Genomic DNA, 15,434 nt, shown 5'->3' on the forward strand with positions numbered 1-15,434 from the left:
ACCCTGAGGCCCTTTGAGCCAACCTGTGCTCGAGGTGGGGTGCATGCCACCTCGAGCTGGCGCGTCGTGGGTGCTGCCCGCGTTCGCCCTACCAGGAGCCGGGCTTGTAATCCTTGAGGAAGACGCCGAATAGGTCCTCGCCTGCTTCTCCGCGCACGATCGGGTCGTAGACCCGGGCAGCGCCGTCCACCAGGTCGAGGGGCGCGTGGAAGCCCTCCTCGGCGAGGCGGACCTTCGTGAAGTGGGGACGCTCGTCGGTGATCCAGCCGGTGTCGACGGCCGTCATGAGGATGCGGTCGGTCTCGAACATCTCGCGCGCGCTCGTGCGGGTGAGCATGTTGAGGGCGGCCTTCGCCATGTTGGTGTGCGGATGGCCAGGCCCCTTGTAACCACGTCCGAAGACGCCCTCCATGGCGGAGACGTTGACGATGTAGGTGCGGCGAGCCTCAGAGGCCTTGAGCGCCCCGCGCAGCCGACTGACGAGTAGGAACGGCGCGGTCATGTTGGCCAGCTGCACCTCGAGCATCTCGAGCGGCTCGACCTGGTCGACGTGCTGGGTCCACGAATTGATGTGCAACTCATCCGGCAGCAGCCCGCCAGCGTCGATGGCGGTGCCGGCGGCGAGCCGCTCCAGCGACGAGGAGCCCGCGGCCATCGCATCCGCGGTCAGCTCCTCCGCGGTTCGGCCTGCGGCCGACGAGAGGATCGGGTGTGCGGCGACCGACTCGGCAAGGGCGAGCGGATGCGCGTCGTTCGTGTGTCCGAACGTCACGAGCTCGGGCAGCGGGCCGTCGGGCAGCGGCGCCAGCTCGGCCTCGACGAGCGGAGCGTACGCGCCAGGGGAGCGCCGCACAGTCTGCGCTGCGTTGCTGATGAGGATGTCGAGGGGACCGGCCGCGCTGACATCGTCGGCGAGCCCCATCACCTGCGCGGGGTCGCGCAGGTCGATGCCGACGATCTTCAGGCGATCGATCCAGTCGGCCGAGTCCGGCAGCGCGGAGAAGCGCCGCACGGCGTCCCGCGGGAACCGCGTTGTGATCGTCGTGTGTGCACCGTCGCGAAGCAGGCGCAGGGCGATGTACATGCCAATTTTCGCGCGCCCGCCGGTGAGGAGCGCGCGCTTTCCGGTGAGGTCGGTCCGCGCATCCCGCTTCGAGTGGCTGAAGGCGGCGCACTCCGGGCAGAGCTGGTGGTAAAAGGCGTCGACGGTTGTGTACGGCTGCTTGCAGATGTAGCAGGCGCGCGGCTTGAGCAGCTCGCCGGCGGTCGGTGCCGTCGTCGAGGTGGAGATCGGGATACCGCGGGTCTCGTCGTCGATGCGGTCGGGGGCACCGGTCGCGGTGGCTGCCACCACAGCCTTGTCGGCGTCCGCGATGCGCTGTCGCTTGGCAGCGCGCCCGACTCGCTTTACGTCCTTGAAGAACTGAGCTGTGGCGCGGCGCACCGTGACGAAGTCAGGGTCTTCACGGTCGTAGGCGGAGAGCCGCTCGAGGACGCGCAGGGTCGTCGCGAGATCGGCAGGGTCGATGCGCTCGGGCGTGGAACTCGCCCCGGTCGCATCGTCTGGCGTCACCGCTGGCGTCTGATCTTGATTCTCGGAAGGCACACGAGATTGTAGAGGCCGTGGGTCGAACGCGCCACACGCGTCCGCGCCCACGGCCTCGGCCTGAGGTGCTCGCCTACGAGGCGACTGCCCTCGGCGCTCCCATGCCGGCGTCGATCTGGTGCGGTCCGCCGGCGGAGGGCCGCACGTCGAAGTCGAAGATCGCCGTCGGCAGGTACACGGTCGAGCACGAGTTCGGGATGTCGACAACACCGGAGAGGCGGCCTTCGATGGGCGCCGATCCGAGCAGCAGGTACGCCTGCTCCGGGGCGTAGCCGAACTTCGTGAGGTAGTCGATCGCGTGCAGGCACGCACGCTGGTAGGAGAGGTGCGAGTCGAGGTACCGCTGCTCGCCGTCGAGTGTCACCGACGTGCCGGAGAACGCGATCCACTCGCTGTAGCGCGGCTCGACGTTGCCCGGCATGAAGATGGCGTTCTCGGACACGCCGTAGGTCTCCATCCCGCCCTTGATGACGTCCACGCGCACGTCCATGAATCCGCCCATCTCGATGGCGCCGCAGAACGTGATCTCCCCGTCTCCCTGCGAGAAGTGCAGATCGCCCATCGAGAGGTTCGCGCCGTCGACGAAGACGGGGTAGAAGATGCGCGTGCCCTTCGAGAGGTTCTTGATGTCCTGGTTGCCGCCGTTCTCGCGCGGCGGAGCGGTTCTGGCAGCCTCACCCGCGACGCGGTCGAACTCCGAGTCCGGGAGTGCGCCGAGCACCGCGAACTGCGGCTCGGGCGGCAGCGCCAGCGGGGGCACGCGGCCCGGGTCGGTCGCGATCAGCTTGCCTTCGCGGGCGTTCCATGTCGCGAGCAGCTCGGCGGATGGGGCGGTGCCCATGAGCCCAGGGTGGATCAGTCCGGTAAAGGACACCTCGGGTACATGGCGCGACGTGGCAGTCTGGCCACTGAAGTCCCAGATGGCCTTGTACGCGTCGGGGAACTGCTCGGTCAGGAAGCCGCCGCCGTTCTTCTTGGCGAAGATGCCCGTGTACCCCCAACCTTGGCCCGCGAGCGGGCCCTTTTCCTGGGGGATGGGTCCGACGTCGAGGATGTCGACGATGAGCAGGTCGCCCGGCTTCGCGCCCTCGATGCGGAATGGGCCGCTCAGCTTGTGCACGGTGAGGAGCGGCGCGTTCAGGATGTCCTCAGCCGAGTCGTCGTTGACGATCGCGCCGTCGAACCACTCTCGGCAGTCGACGCGGAACTCATCGCCCGGCTTGACGGTTGCGACGGGCGGGATCTCCGGGTGCCACCTGTTGTGGCCGATCTTCTCCTGGTCTTCGAACTTTTTCGACGAATCGAGTGGGAACAGCACGTCGGGCATGGGGCGGTCCTTTCGTCAGTGCGAGCCCCACGACCTCAGTGTCGCGGGAGCTTCGCGTGGAGGGGGTTGCGGGTGATGCCGGAGCCAGCTCGGCGCGGGACGCCGGGCAGCGAGCTCACGACGGCCGGTTCGTGCGCTGATCTGGCGGCGGCATCGATGAGGCCGTAGGCAGACGTGCCCGCGGCGGACAGGTGCGGTTCGCCGGGGCGCCGGAGCGCCTCGCCTCCGCACTCCGGGCAGGTGGATGCATCCGGGACCGAATGCATCGCGTGGACCTCGTCGAAGCGATGCGAGCTGTCGCAGCGGTACGTGTAGGTGGGCATCGTTGCCTCCCCTCGTCGAGGTACTGCCGACCGTAGCGGTGCGGCTCGTGAGGTGTCAACGACAACGTGTCGCGTCGGTTTCACCTCGGCAACGTGCTCGGCCTCATGCAGAGCCCGCACTGGGCATCCCGACACTGACGGCGGCGGTCGGCGCGCGGGTCGTACGCGAAACGGCCCGGATCTGTGATGCAGAACCGGGCCGTTCAGATGTCGTGCGTCTGTGCCCCCGACAGGAGTCGAACCTGCGACCTACGGTACCGGAAACCGGCGCTCTATCCACTGAGCTACGGAGGCGGAGCGCTGCAGACCTTCGCAGCGCGGAGCCAATACTAACAGGGCTGCGGAGGCCTCCGGGACGGGGCATCGCGGTGCACCTGGGCGTGACACAATCCGCTGGTGAAGCGAACGATCGAATCTGCCATTAACCTTGAACTCGACGGGGAAGCCGACCTCGTGTTCTCGGTTGCCGCCCATACGCTGGCTGAGCTCGAGAGCGAGGTGTTCACGATCACGGGCGATGGGGAACCGCTCGAGGTGATCGAGTCGATCGATCGCTCCGAGTGCCGACTGCACCGGGTGACCACCTCGGCAAAGCACATCGAGATGAGGTACAGCGCCTCGGTCATCGGTCGGGCGCAGCCGAACGAGCCCGAGGAGCTCGATCTCATCCAGTTCCGTCGTCCCTCTCGCTACGCCGAGTCTGACCTGCTCGGGCCAACGGCGCGTTCCATGTTCCGAGGCAAGCAGGGCTTCGAGCTCGTGGATGCGGTCGTCGACTGGGTCTCGAGGAACATCAGCTACGTTCCGGGGTCGAGCGCGCCGACGGACGGAGCTCGCGACACCTTCCTGAAGCGACAGGGCGTCTGCCGCGATTTCGCCCACCTGACCATCGCGTTCCTGCGCGCGAACGACCTTCCGGCGCGGCTCGTGTCGGTCTACGCGCCCGGACTCGTGCCCATGGACTTCCACGCTGTTGTCGAGGTGCTGGTGGATGGAGCGTGGTTCGTGGTGGATGCGACCCACCTGGCGCCGCGTCGGCTCATGCAGCGCATCGCGAGCGGCCGCGACGCCGCAGACACCGCGTTCCTGAGCAACACCATCGCGAACCTCCGCCTGTCCAAGCTCAGTGTCGACGCGACCTCGAGCGAGCTCGTGCTCGAGGACTGGACAGAGCGCATCCAGCTGGGCTGAGGCGCGTCGTGAGGCGCTGACGAAGCCCCGCCGCCGCTCTAAGATGGGTGGTCTATGACTTCTCCAGCTCTCGTCACGGCTCTCACCGCCGCCGTCAACGCCGCACTCGCCCCGCTCGATGGTGCACAGGGCATCACCGTCCCGGAAACGGATATCGTGCTCGAGCGGCCGCGCAACCGCGATCACGGCGACTGGGCTTCTAACATCGCGATGCGCCTCGCGAAGCGCGTCGGTACGAACCCGCGTGAGCTGGCCGCGAGCATTGTCGAGCAGCTCGTCCGCGACGACCAGGTGGCGAGCGCCGAGGTCGCGGGCCCTGGCTTCATCAACATCACGCTCGACACCGCCACTGCCGGGTCCCTCGCGAAGGCCATCGTCGACGCAGGTTCCGCGTACGGCAACGGCAACTCGCTCGCCGGTGTGAAGGTCAACCTGGAGTTCGTCTCCGCGAACCCGACCGGCCCCATCCACATGGGCGGGGTCCGCTGGGCGGCCGTCGGCGACTCCCTCGCCCGCGTGCTCATCGCGGCCGGCGCCGACGTCACTCGCGAGTACTACTTCAACGACCACGGCGCGCAGATCGACCGCTTCGCCCGCTCGCTCCTCGCCGCGTACCTCGGCGAGGACACGCCGGAGGACGGCTACGGGGGCGCCTACATCTCGGACATCGCAGGGCAGGTCGCCGCAGCCTACGGAGACACCCTTGCCGGTCTCGACAGGGACGCGCAGCAGGAGGTCTTCCGTTCGAGGGGCGTTGAGCAGATGTTCGGCGAGATCAAGCAGAAGCTGCACGACTTCGGCGTCGACTTCGACGTGTTCTTCCACGAGGACTCGGTGCACGAGTCCGGTGCCGTCGGTCGCGCCATTGAGCGCCTGCGCGAGCAGGGCCAAATCTTCGAGCAGGACGGCGCACAGTGGCTGCGCACCACTGAGTTCGGCGACGACAAGGACCGGGTCGTCGTCCGCTCGAACGGCAGCCCCACCTACATGGCTGGCGACATCGGCTACTACCTCGACAAGCGCGAGCGCGGCTTCGATCAGTGCATTATCATGCTCGGAGCCGACCATCACGGCTACGTCGCGCGCATGATGGCGATGGTGGCGGCGTTCGGCGATCAGCCCGGCGTCAACCTGCAGATCCTCATCGGTCAGATGGTGAACCTGGTCAAGGACGGCGAGCCGGTCCGCATGTCGAAGCGCGCGGGAACCATCGTGACGCTCGACGACCTGGTTGATGCGGTGGGCGTGGATGCGGGGCGTTACGCGCTCGTGCGCTCGTCCGCCAACTCGACGCTCGACATCGACCTCGACGTGCTCGCTCAGCGCACCAACGACAACCCCGTCTACTACGTGCAGTACGCGCACGCGCGCACCTGCGCCGTCGGTCGCAACGCGGCGGAGTCTGGTGTCGACCGCTCGGCGTTCGAGCCGTCGCTGCTCGACCACGAGTCCGAGTCTGCGCTCCTCGGGGCGCTGCAGGACTTCCCGCGGGTCGTCGCCGCGGCCGCGGAGCTCAGGGAGCCGCACCGCGTCGCGCGCTACGCGGAAGAGCTCGCGGGCCTCTACCACCGCTGGTACGACAACTGTCGGGTCATCCCGCGCGGCGACGACGAGATCACCGACCTGCACCGCACGCGTCTCTGGCTGAACGATGCCACGAGCACCGTCCTGCGCTCGGCGCTCACGATGCTCGGGGTCTCCGCGCCGGAGCGCATGTGACGTCGAGATGACTCCGGCCGCGGACGATCGGGTGCTGCCCGAGCCCGAGACCCGTCGAAGGTCTCGCACCTGGTTCACGCTCGTGCTGTGGGCGCTCGGCGCGCTGCTGCTCGTCGTCGGCCTCGACGTCGGCGTTCGACTCGTCGCGCAGGACCGGATCGCGCATCACGTGCAGGAGACGCTGCCACCGGGTGTGGAGGGTGGCGTCGAGGCTCGCGTGCACGGCTTCTCGACGCTCTGGCAGCTGGCGACGGGGCGGGCGAGCCACGTGACGGTATCGGCGCCGGAGCTGACCGCCTATGGCTTGAGGCTCGGCGCGAGCGTCGACGCCTACGGCGTCCGTATCTTCGACGGGATGCGCACGGAGATGCTCACCGGCACCCTCGAGATTCCCGAGGCCACGCTTGAAGGCGTCGCTGCGCTGCCTGGCGCGGACGCGACCTTGACGTTGGGCGACGACAAGCTGTCGTACGCGTCCACCGTCTCCCTCCTGGGCGCGACCGGAACGCTGACGGTGGATGCGCAGCTGCGGCTCGTTGACGGCGAGATCGTGATCGACCCGACCGGCGTCGAGGTGTCCGGCACCGCCTTTGGCCAGGCGCTCACGCAGGCGCTGCCCGACATCGGCGAGTTCGCCGTGCCGATCTGCACGGCCGACTACCTGCCAGCGGGGCTGCACGTCTCCGAGTTGCGCGTCGGGGAGGGGATGCTCACGGTCGGCGTCGAGGCGCGAAACATCGCGCTCTCCGCCGAAATCCCGGATTCCGGGGAGTTCTCCACCTGTCGCGACTAGTTTCGAGCTGAGACGATGGGGTCCGCGCCGTCATGGCCGCCCTGAGCTCGATGGCTCGCCGTGAGCGTGTCGCCGGCTCCGCCGCCGAGGAACTGGAGAACTGAGATGAGCATGCCGCCGAACGGACAGGGCTTCGGTCAGCAGCCGGGTCAGGGGCAGCACCCCGGGTACGGTCAGCAGCATCCGGGCCAGAGGCAGCCCCCGCAGGGGCAGGGCTTCGGTCAGGGCCCCGGGTACGGCCAACCCCAGCATGGGCAGCAGCCGCACCCCGGGTACGGCCAGCCTCCGCAGGGGCCCGCCTACGGGCAGCCCCAACAGCCGTCATTCGTGCAGCCGCAGGGCGGCGCCTACGGCCAGCAGCCGGCGTTCGGCGGGGTCGGCCAGCCACCGCACGGCCAGCAGCCTGGCGCGTGGAACGGCGCGCAAGCTCCGCAGGGGAAGCGCCCGAGGCCGTGGTATGCGCAGTGGTGGCTCTGGACTGGCGTCGGGATCGCGGTGGTCGTGGGCGGGCTGGTTATCGGCGAGGTCGTCGCGCGCGGGAACGTGACGAGTGCGTTGGAGGAGCAGGCCAGCAAGATCGTGATCGACAACTACGGCGAGAATGCCGCGCCGACTGAGTACGAGGTCACGGTCGACGGGTTCAGCGTCCTCGCGCAGGTACTCACCGGCAAGATCGAGCACGCAACGATGACCTCCGTGGGCGACGAGGGCATCACGGTTGGCATCGATCTCACCGGCATTGACGCTTCGCTGGACGGGCCCGTGGATGCGACACGGGTCGACCTCTCGGTGGCCACGGAGGTGCTCGACGGCGTCCCGGCCGCGCTGCAGGGCGAGGAGAGCGAGATCAACACGGACTCCTACGAGACGACAATCAGTTACGGCGACGACGTCATCAACATCGAGGCCATCAGCGGCACCGGCGAGTTCCAGGTCAAGGTGGAGTCGGAGCTCGGCTACGAGACCGCTGACGGCAAACTGTTCGTCACCAGCGACAGCAGCATGACGCTCTTCGGGACCAGCATCCCGTTCGGTTCCAACGAGAAGGTCGAGGTGCCCACGTGCCAGGACTCGGAGCTCGAGGCGACGGTCACCGACGCGAGCGTCTCGAGCGAGGCGATCACCTTCTCGTGGCAGGTTGACGGGGCGAAGCTGACGGAGCTGCCCGCGGTGGCCGACTGTCTGTAGGCGGGCGGCCGACCTGTGCTGCGGCGAGGGCAGCCGATAGCATGCTCTGGTGCCTGAAGCCCTTCGCGAACCCCAAGCCGACAACGTGACCGGCGCCAACCCGTTGGCGCCCGCACACCTCGACGTCCCGAGCGACCTCAATGTCCTCGACGCCCATGTGTGGTCGAGGAACACCCAGCGTGGTGATGACGGCGCCCTCGTGATCGCGGGCCTGGACGCGCGCGGCCTCGCCGAGCAGTTCGGCACCCCCCTCTACGTTGTCGACGAGGCGGATGCACGCCAGCGTGCCGCCGAGACGGTGGCCGCGTTCGCGGACGCCTTCGGGCCGCTCGGCGTCAGCACCAAGGTCTACTACGCGGGGAAGGCCTTCCTCAGCGCTGAGGTCGTGCGGTGGATGCTCGAGGCAGGGTGCGCCATCGACGTCTGCAGCGAGGGGGAGCTGGCCCTGGCGCTGGCTGCGGGAGCCCCAGCAACCCTGATCGGGTTCCACGGCAACAACAAGTCGGCTCGGGAAATCGCCGCCGCGGTCGAGGCGGGGATCGGCGCGATCGTGCTCGACAGCGCGCAGGAGCTCGAGCGAGTCGCCGAGGCCGCCGCCAGGGCGGGCGTCAGGCAGCCCGTTCGGGTGCGCGTCAACTCCGGTGTCCACGCCTCGACGCATGAGTTCCTCGCCACGAGCCGTGAGGACCAGAAGTTCGGCATCCCACTCGACGAGGTGGAGGCGTTCGTCGCCCGCATCCGCGAGCACGATTCGCTCACCTTCCTCGGGCTGCACTCGCACATCGGATCCCAGATCTTCGACGCCGACGGTTTCGGCGAGGCAGCAGACCGCCTCGTCGAAGTGCACGCACGCCTTCTGGCTGGCGGCCCGGTGCCCGAACTCAACCTCGGCGGCGGCTACGGCATCGCCTACCTGCCGAGCGAGACGCCGACCGACATTCGGACGATGGCGGCGCACATCGCGTCGCACGTCTCGGATGCGTGCTCCAAGCTCGGGGTCGCCGTGCCGAACATGGCCTTCGAACCGGGACGAACCATCATTGGGCCGTCCGGCACGACCCTGTACGAGGTCGGCACGACCAAAACGGTGCGCGTGCCGCTCGACGACGGCGGCAACGCGTCTCGCCTCTACGTCTCGGTCGACGGCGGCATGAGCGACAACGTCAGGGCGGCGCTGTACGAGGCCGATTACTCCGTGCGCCTCGCCTCGAGGGCGTCAGCGGCTGGGCCAGCGCTCGTTCGTGTCGTTGGAAAACACTGCGAGTCCGGCGACATCGTCGTTCTGGCAGACTATCTCCCGAGCGATGTCGCCCCAGGCGACCTCGTCGCTGTACCGGCGACCGGCGCCTACTGCTGGTCGCTGTCGAGCAACTACAACATGATCGGCAGACCGGCCGTCGTCGCTGTTCGCGACGGTGCAGCTCGCACGCTGATCCGTGCTGAGTCCGTGGCCGATCTGCTTGCCAGAGACGCGGGACTCTCCGCTGCCGTCACCGATGAGCGCCCGTAACTGAGGAGAACCGATGAACCAGAACCGACCCATCCGTGTCGCACTGCTCGGCGCGGGATCCGTCGGCTCGCAGGTCGCCCGCATCCTGCTCGAGCACGCCGACGAGCTCGCCGCGCGTGCTGGCGCCCCGCTGCTCCTGACCGGCATCGCCGTCCGCAACATCGACGCGAAGCGTGATGTCGACCTGCCGAGGGAACTGTTCACCGACGACGCCGAGCGACTCATCCTGGGCTCCGACATCGTCATCGAGCTCATGGGTGGCATCGACCCGGCCAAGCACCTCATCTCGCTCGCGCTCTCCACCGGGGCCGACGTCGTCACGGCCAACAAGGCTCTCATCGCCGCCCACGGGCCAGAGCTGTTCGACCAGGCTCGCCGAGTCGGCGCGCAGCTCACCTACGAGGCCGCCGTGGCAGGTGCCATCCCGATCATCCGCCCGCTGCGCGACAGCCTCGCGGGCGACCGGGTCGAGCGCATCCTCGGCATCGTCAACGGCACCACGAACTTCATCCTCGACCGCATGCACACGCGCGGCGACTCGCTCGAGGAAGCGCTCCGCATCGCGACCGACCTCGGATACGCGGAAGCCGACCCTACCGCGGACATCGGCGGCTACGACGCCCAGCAGAAGGCGGCGATCCTCGCTTCTATTGCCTTCCACACCGAGGTTCCGGTCGAGCTCGTGCACCGCGAGGGGATCACCGAGATCACGATTGAGCAGATCGAGCGGGCGAAAGCTGCCGGCTACGTCGTCAAGCTGCTCGCGATCTGCGAGCGAGTGACAGGCGCCGATGGTGCCGAGGGTATCTCCGCTCGCGTGTACCCAGCACTGGTCGACGCCCAGCATCCGCTCGCCTCCGTTCACGGCGGCAACAACGCGGTGTTCGTGCAGGCCCAGGCTGCGGGCGATCTCATGTTCTATGGCGCAGGCGCGGGCGGCGTCGAGACGGCCTCCGCGGTGCTCGGCGACCTCGTCTCCTCGGCGCGCCGCCGCGTCAACGGCGGCCCGGGTCTGGGGGAGTCGACCCACGCTGACCTGCCCGTGCTCGAGGTCGGCGAGATCACGACCAGGTACCAGATCATCCTCGAGGTGCACGACCGTCCGGGAGTCCTGGCAGAGATCGCCAAGGTGTTCAGCGACTTCGGCGTGTCGGTGTCGACGCTCGAGCAGCGCAGCGCCCCGGCCCACGCCGACGCGGGCGACGATGCCGGCCAGGGCGGCGCTACCCTGGTCATCGGCACACACGCGGCCACCGAACGGGCCCTCTCGGCGCTCGCCGAAGCGCTCGAGACGCACGAGGCGTCGAGGCGGGTCACCGGCGTCCTGCGCGTCGAAGGCGCGCTCTAGCGCCGGCCAGCGTCGGAGGCACGTCACCGCGCCGCCGTCGTTTCCGCCGAGCACCAATCCACCGCAACAGTCCTCTGCCTAGGAGTCGCAGCATGAAGCAGGTCGAACAGGCGCGTCGCGTCGAAGTTAAGGTTCCCGCGACGAGCGCCAACCTCGGGCCGGGCTTCGACACGCTCGGGCTCGCGCTTGCCGTCTACGACACCCTCATCGTCGAGAGCGCGCCGAGCGGCGTGCTCGAGATCGAGGTAGAAGGGGTCGGAGCCGAGAGCGTGCCCCGCGACGCGTCGCACCTCGTCGTGCAGTCGATCGAGCACACGCTGAAGGGCCTCGGCTACGAACTTCCGGGCCTGCGCATCCGCGCCGTCAACACGATCCCGCACGGACGAGGCATGGGGTCGTCGGGCGCCGCCATCGTCTCCGGCGTCATGGCCGCCGCGGCACTCGTGGCGAACGACGTCGAGCTCGACGCGGACTCGCTGCTCAGGTTCGCCACGGAGCTCGAAGGGCACCCGGACAACGTCGCCCCGTGCCTCTTCGGGGGACTAACGATCGCCTGGGTCGGCGAGCACGGGCCGCGCTCCAAGCAGCTCCTTGTCCACCGAGGCGTCTCGCCGATCGTGCTCATCCCGACCGAGACGATGTCGACCAAGCTCGCGCGCAGCCTCCAGCCCGAGAGCGTGCCGCACGCCGACGCCATCTTCAACCTCTCGAGGTCGGCGCTGCTCGTGGCCGCGCTCGTGCAGAGCCCAGAGCTGCTCTTCGAGGCCACGGAAGATCGCCTGCACCAGAGCTACCGCGCCTCGGCGATGCCGTTCACGAGCGGTCTCGTCGCCGAGCTGCGCGCCGCCGGACTGCCCGCGGTCGTCTCCGGCGCTGGGCCGAGCGTGCTCGTGCTCTGCGACAGTCCGGAGCAGCGGCTTCAGGCGGCCGCCGTGGCCGAGGCCAACACGCAGACCCAGTGGAACGCCATCATGCCCGCCGTTGATTTCCTCGGTGCTACAGTTGAGGTGCTGTCGGGCGACGCGGCCACACTTTCGGTGTAGGCACAGCGCGACAGCTTCAACTCTCCGAGCAGCGGAGTACGCACCCCCCTCGATTTCTGTCGATGTGGTTCAGAGTGTGTGAGAAGTCCCGCTCGCTCGATCTGAACACCGCAACCCGCGGTAGAGGTAAGGACTCACAGCAGATGACTGACACAACACCCATCTCGGAGCAAGAAGCTCCGCTCACGTCGATGAAGGTTGCTGACCTGCAGGCGCTTGCCGCCGGACTGCAGATCCGCGGCGCCCGCAGCCTGCGCAAGGGAGCGCTCATCGAGGCCATCGAGGCTGCACGCGCGAGCGCCGCGGCGGAGACGCCGGCCGGCGACGCCCCAGATCTTGACGCTCCGGCGGCGGACGCCCCAGTGGCAGATGCTCCGACGGCGGAGACCCCGGCGCCCGAGGTCGACGCTCCCGGTGCAGAGGATGCACGCGCTGCAGAGGCCGCGGGGGAGCAGCCGGATGCTGCCGCAGACGCCACTGACGCCGAACCCGCCACCTCGGACACACCAGCCGCGGCGACGAACAACGACGCAGCGCCCGCGGCACCCGAGCTGTCGCTCGACGACCTGGTCCTCCCGCCCGCGCGCGGCGAGGCCGCTGAGCAGGACGAAGCACGCGACGAGGAGCAGGGACGCTCCGGCCAGCGCAAGCGTGGCCGTGGCCGCGGCCGTCGCGGCCGTGGCTCGGATGCCGAGCAGAACGCAGACAACACCGAGCAGGCTCCCAAGCAGGAGGAGACTCCTGCCGACTCGAACGCCGAGGGCCAGGACGAGGAGCAGCAGGGCGGACGCCGCCAGCGCGGACGCTCGCGGGGTCGCGGCGGAGACCAGGCGCAGGGGCGCACCGATGGGCAGCAGGCCCAGGACGCGCAGGCCGACGACGAGACGGACGAGCAGCGTCGCACCCGCGGCGGCCGCTACCGCGACCGCAAGCGGGGACGCGGGGGAGCGGAAGACACCGAGCCCGAGATCGCAGCGGATGACGTGCTCCTGCCCATCGCCGGCATCCTCGACGTGCTGGACAACTACGCCTTCGTTCGCACCAGCGGCTACCTTCCCGGCCCGAACGACGTCTACGTGTCGCTCGCTCAGGTCAAGAAGTACCAGCTTCGCAAGGGTGACGCCGTCGTTGGCGCCATCCGCCAGCCGCGCGAGGGCGAGAACCAGCACGGCCGTCAGAAGTTCAACGCCATTGTGCGCTTCGACGCGATCAACGGACAGTCGCCGGAAGAGCCTCGTCAGCGTCCCGACTTCGATTCGCTGACCGCGCTCTACCCCCAGGAACGTCTGCGCCTCGAGACCAGCGAAGACCGCGTTGCGACGCGCCTTATGGACCTCTTCGCGCCCATCGGCAAGGGAACACGCGGTCTCATCGTCGCCCCGCCGAAGTCCGGCAAGTCGATCGTTCTTGAGCAGGTCGCGGCAGCGGTCGCGAAGAACAGCCCCGATGTACACCTCATGGTCGTCCTCATCGACGAGCGTCCCGAAGAGGTGACGCACATGCAGCGCACCATCCAGGGCGAGGTCGTCGCAGCGACGTTCGACCTTCCGGCCGACGACCAGACCACCGTCGCTGAGCTCGCCATCGAGCGAGCGAAGCGCCTGGTCGAGCTCGGCCACGATGTCGTCGTGCTCCTCGACGGCGTCACGCAGCTCTGCCGCGCCTACAACCTCGCGGCACCGGCATCCGGTCGCATCCTCCCCGGTGGCGTGGACGCCTCGGCGCTCACCCCGGTGCGCCGCTTCTTCGGCTCGGCCAAGAACGTCGAGAACGGCGGCTCGCTCACGATCCTCGCGACCGCGATGATCGGCACCGGCTCGAAGACCGAGGACACCATCCTCGAGTCCTTCGCGGGCACCGGCAACATGGAGCTGCGACTCTCGCGCGACATCGCCGACAAGCGCGTCTTCCCAGCCATCGACATCTCGCACTCGCAGACGCTCCGCGAGGAGCAGCTGCTCACGCAGCAGGAAGTCGAGGCGACCTGGAGCATCCGCCGCGCCCTGACCGGCGGCGACCCGCTCCTCCTCCTCGAGGCAGTGCTCGCCCGCGTGGCCGGCACGAGCACGAACGCTGAGTTCCTCGCTTCGGTCGCGAAGCAGCCCATCCGCGCAGCCAAGGCATAGTCATGGCCAGACACGAGATGGCCGACTCCGTTCGGCAACTTCGCGCCGAGCACGAGGACCTGCAAGAGCAGCTGGCAGACCCTGAGCTGCACGCCAACCCGGCGCGCGCAAAGAAGGTCAACCGGCGATACGCGCAACTCGCGCAGATCCTCGCGGCCGACGCATCCCGGGCGGAACTCGAGGACGACCTCGAAGCCGCGCGGGAGCTCGCGAAGGAAGATGAGTCGTTCGCGGAAGAGGTTCCTGTGCTGGAGGAGAACCTGCGCGTTGCGCAGGAGAAGCTCCGCAGGCTGCTCATCCCGCGCGACCCCGACGATGGCCGTGACGTCATCATGGAGATCAAGGGCGGCGAGGGTGGCGAGGAATCGGCGCTCTTCGCGGCCGACCTGCTGCGCATGTACTCCCACTACGCCGAGCAGCGTGGGTGGAAGACCGAGATCATCTCCTCGACGGAGAGCGACCTCGGCGGGTTCAAGGACGTGCAGGTCGCGATCAAGGGCAACGCGAACGACCCGGCGCTCGGCGTCTGGGCCAGCCTCAAGTACGAGGGCGGCGTGCACCGCGTGCAGCGCGTTCCTGCCACCGAGTCGCAGGGGCGCATCCACACCTCGACGACGGGTGTGCTCGTGTTCCCTGAGGTCGACGAGCCAGAAGAGATCGAAATCAGCCCGAACGACCTCAAGATCGATGTCTTCCGCTCGTCGGGACCCGGCGGACAGTCGGTCAACACGACCGACTCGGCGGTGCGCATCACGCACCTGCCGACGGGCATCGTTGTCTCCATGCAGAACGAGAAGAGTCAGATCCAGAACCGCGCCGCCGGCATGCGTGTGCTGCTCGCGAGGCTCCTCGCGCACCAGCAGGAGCAGATCGCGGCGGCTGAGTCCGAGGCGCGTTCGGGCCAGATCCGCACGATGGATCGCTCCGAGCGCATCCGCACGTACAACTTCCCGGAAAACCGCATCGCGGATCACCGCACGGGGTACAAGGCCTACAACCTCGACCACGTCATGAACGGGGCGCTCGGGCCGGTCATCCAGTCGGCTATCGCGGCCGACGAGGAGGCGCGTCTCGCCGCGCTCTCGGGGAGCGACGACTAAGCGCAGCTGCATGGACCAGAAGGGGGGGGGGGGGGGGGGGGGCGGCCCGGGGGGGGGGGGGGGGGGGGGGGGTGGGGGGGGGGGGGGGGGGGTGTGGGGGGGGGGGGGGGGGGGTGGGGGGGGGGGCCCCCCCCCCCGCCCCGGCCCCCCCCCCCCCCCC

Annotated in this window: 12 protein-coding genes and 1 tRNA gene; 9 read left to right on the forward strand and 4 right to left on the reverse strand. The window is 68.7% G+C overall.

What is annotated here, in order from left to right:
- Positions 1-88: 88 nt before the first annotated feature.
- From ACPYN9_RS14835 to ACPYN9_RS14850, 4 genes are all read right to left on the reverse strand, one after another.
- A complete protein-coding gene (locus tag ACPYN9_RS14835; protein ID WP_424467328.1) occupies positions 89-1,573 on the reverse strand; it encodes an SDR family NAD(P)-dependent oxidoreductase in 1,485 nt (494 codons plus the stop codon).
- Between the two features lie 106 nt (positions 1,574-1,679).
- Complete coding sequence (gene fmdA, locus ACPYN9_RS14840) at positions 1,680-2,933, reverse strand: formamidase (protein ID WP_424467317.1); 1,254 nt, start codon at positions 2,931-2,933, stop codon at positions 1,680-1,682.
- A 35-nt stretch (positions 2,934-2,968) separates the two neighbouring features.
- The gene (locus tag ACPYN9_RS14845) at positions 2,969-3,256 is read right to left on the reverse strand and encodes an FmdB family zinc ribbon protein (protein WP_424467318.1); all 288 of its coding nucleotides are present in this window, start codon (positions 3,254-3,256) and stop codon (positions 2,969-2,971) included.
- Positions 3,257-3,477: 221 nt separating this feature from the next.
- A tRNA-Arg gene (locus ACPYN9_RS14850) sits at positions 3,478-3,550 on the reverse strand.
- A gap of 102 nt (positions 3,551-3,652) precedes the next feature.
- Between ACPYN9_RS14850 and ACPYN9_RS14855 the strand changes: the two genes are divergently transcribed.
- From ACPYN9_RS14855 to prfA, 9 genes are all read left to right on the forward strand, one after another.
- On the forward strand, positions 3,653-4,447 hold the full coding sequence (locus ACPYN9_RS14855) for a transglutaminase-like domain-containing protein (protein ID WP_424467319.1): 795 nt from the start codon (positions 3,653-3,655) through the stop codon (positions 4,445-4,447).
- Between the two features lie 54 nt (positions 4,448-4,501).
- Positions 4,502-6,166, forward strand: coding sequence for an arginine--tRNA ligase (gene argS, locus ACPYN9_RS14860; protein WP_424467320.1), 1,665 nt, complete (start codon positions 4,502-4,504; stop codon positions 6,164-6,166).
- Between the two features lie 7 nt (positions 6,167-6,173).
- Entirely contained in the window at positions 6,174-6,959 is a 786-nt protein-coding gene (locus ACPYN9_RS14865) for a DUF2993 domain-containing protein (RefSeq protein WP_424467321.1), read from the forward strand.
- A 105-nt stretch (positions 6,960-7,064) separates the two neighbouring features.
- On the forward strand, positions 7,065-8,147 hold the full coding sequence (locus ACPYN9_RS14870) for an LmeA family phospholipid-binding protein (RefSeq protein WP_424467322.1): 1,083 nt from the start codon (positions 7,065-7,067) through the stop codon (positions 8,145-8,147).
- Between the two features lie 49 nt (positions 8,148-8,196).
- The gene (gene lysA / locus ACPYN9_RS14875; protein WP_424467323.1) at positions 8,197-9,657 is read left to right on the forward strand and encodes a diaminopimelate decarboxylase; all 1,461 of its coding nucleotides are present in this window, start codon (positions 8,197-8,199) and stop codon (positions 9,655-9,657) included.
- 13 nt (positions 9,658-9,670) lie between these two features.
- Positions 9,671-11,005, forward strand: coding sequence for a homoserine dehydrogenase (locus ACPYN9_RS14880; protein WP_424467324.1), 1,335 nt, complete (start codon positions 9,671-9,673; stop codon positions 11,003-11,005).
- A gap of 92 nt (positions 11,006-11,097) precedes the next feature.
- On the forward strand, positions 11,098-12,048 hold the full coding sequence (gene thrB, locus ACPYN9_RS14885) for a homoserine kinase (protein WP_424467325.1): 951 nt from the start codon (positions 11,098-11,100) through the stop codon (positions 12,046-12,048).
- Positions 12,049-12,191: 143 nt separating this feature from the next.
- Positions 12,192-14,174: a transcription termination factor Rho gene (gene rho / locus ACPYN9_RS14890; protein WP_424467326.1), complete on the forward strand. Its 1,983-nt coding sequence runs from the start codon at positions 12,192-12,194 to the stop codon at positions 14,172-14,174.
- 17 nt (positions 14,175-14,191) lie between these two features.
- The gene (gene prfA / locus ACPYN9_RS14895; protein ID WP_424467329.1) at positions 14,192-15,274 is read left to right on the forward strand and encodes a peptide chain release factor 1; all 1,083 of its coding nucleotides are present in this window, start codon (positions 14,192-14,194) and stop codon (positions 15,272-15,274) included.
- Positions 15,275-15,434 lie beyond the last annotated feature (160 nt).

It is taken from the genome of Pseudoclavibacter helvolus, assembly GCF_049707175.1.
GTDB lineage: Bacteria > Actinomycetota > Actinomycetes > Actinomycetales > Microbacteriaceae > Pseudoclavibacter > Pseudoclavibacter helvolus_A.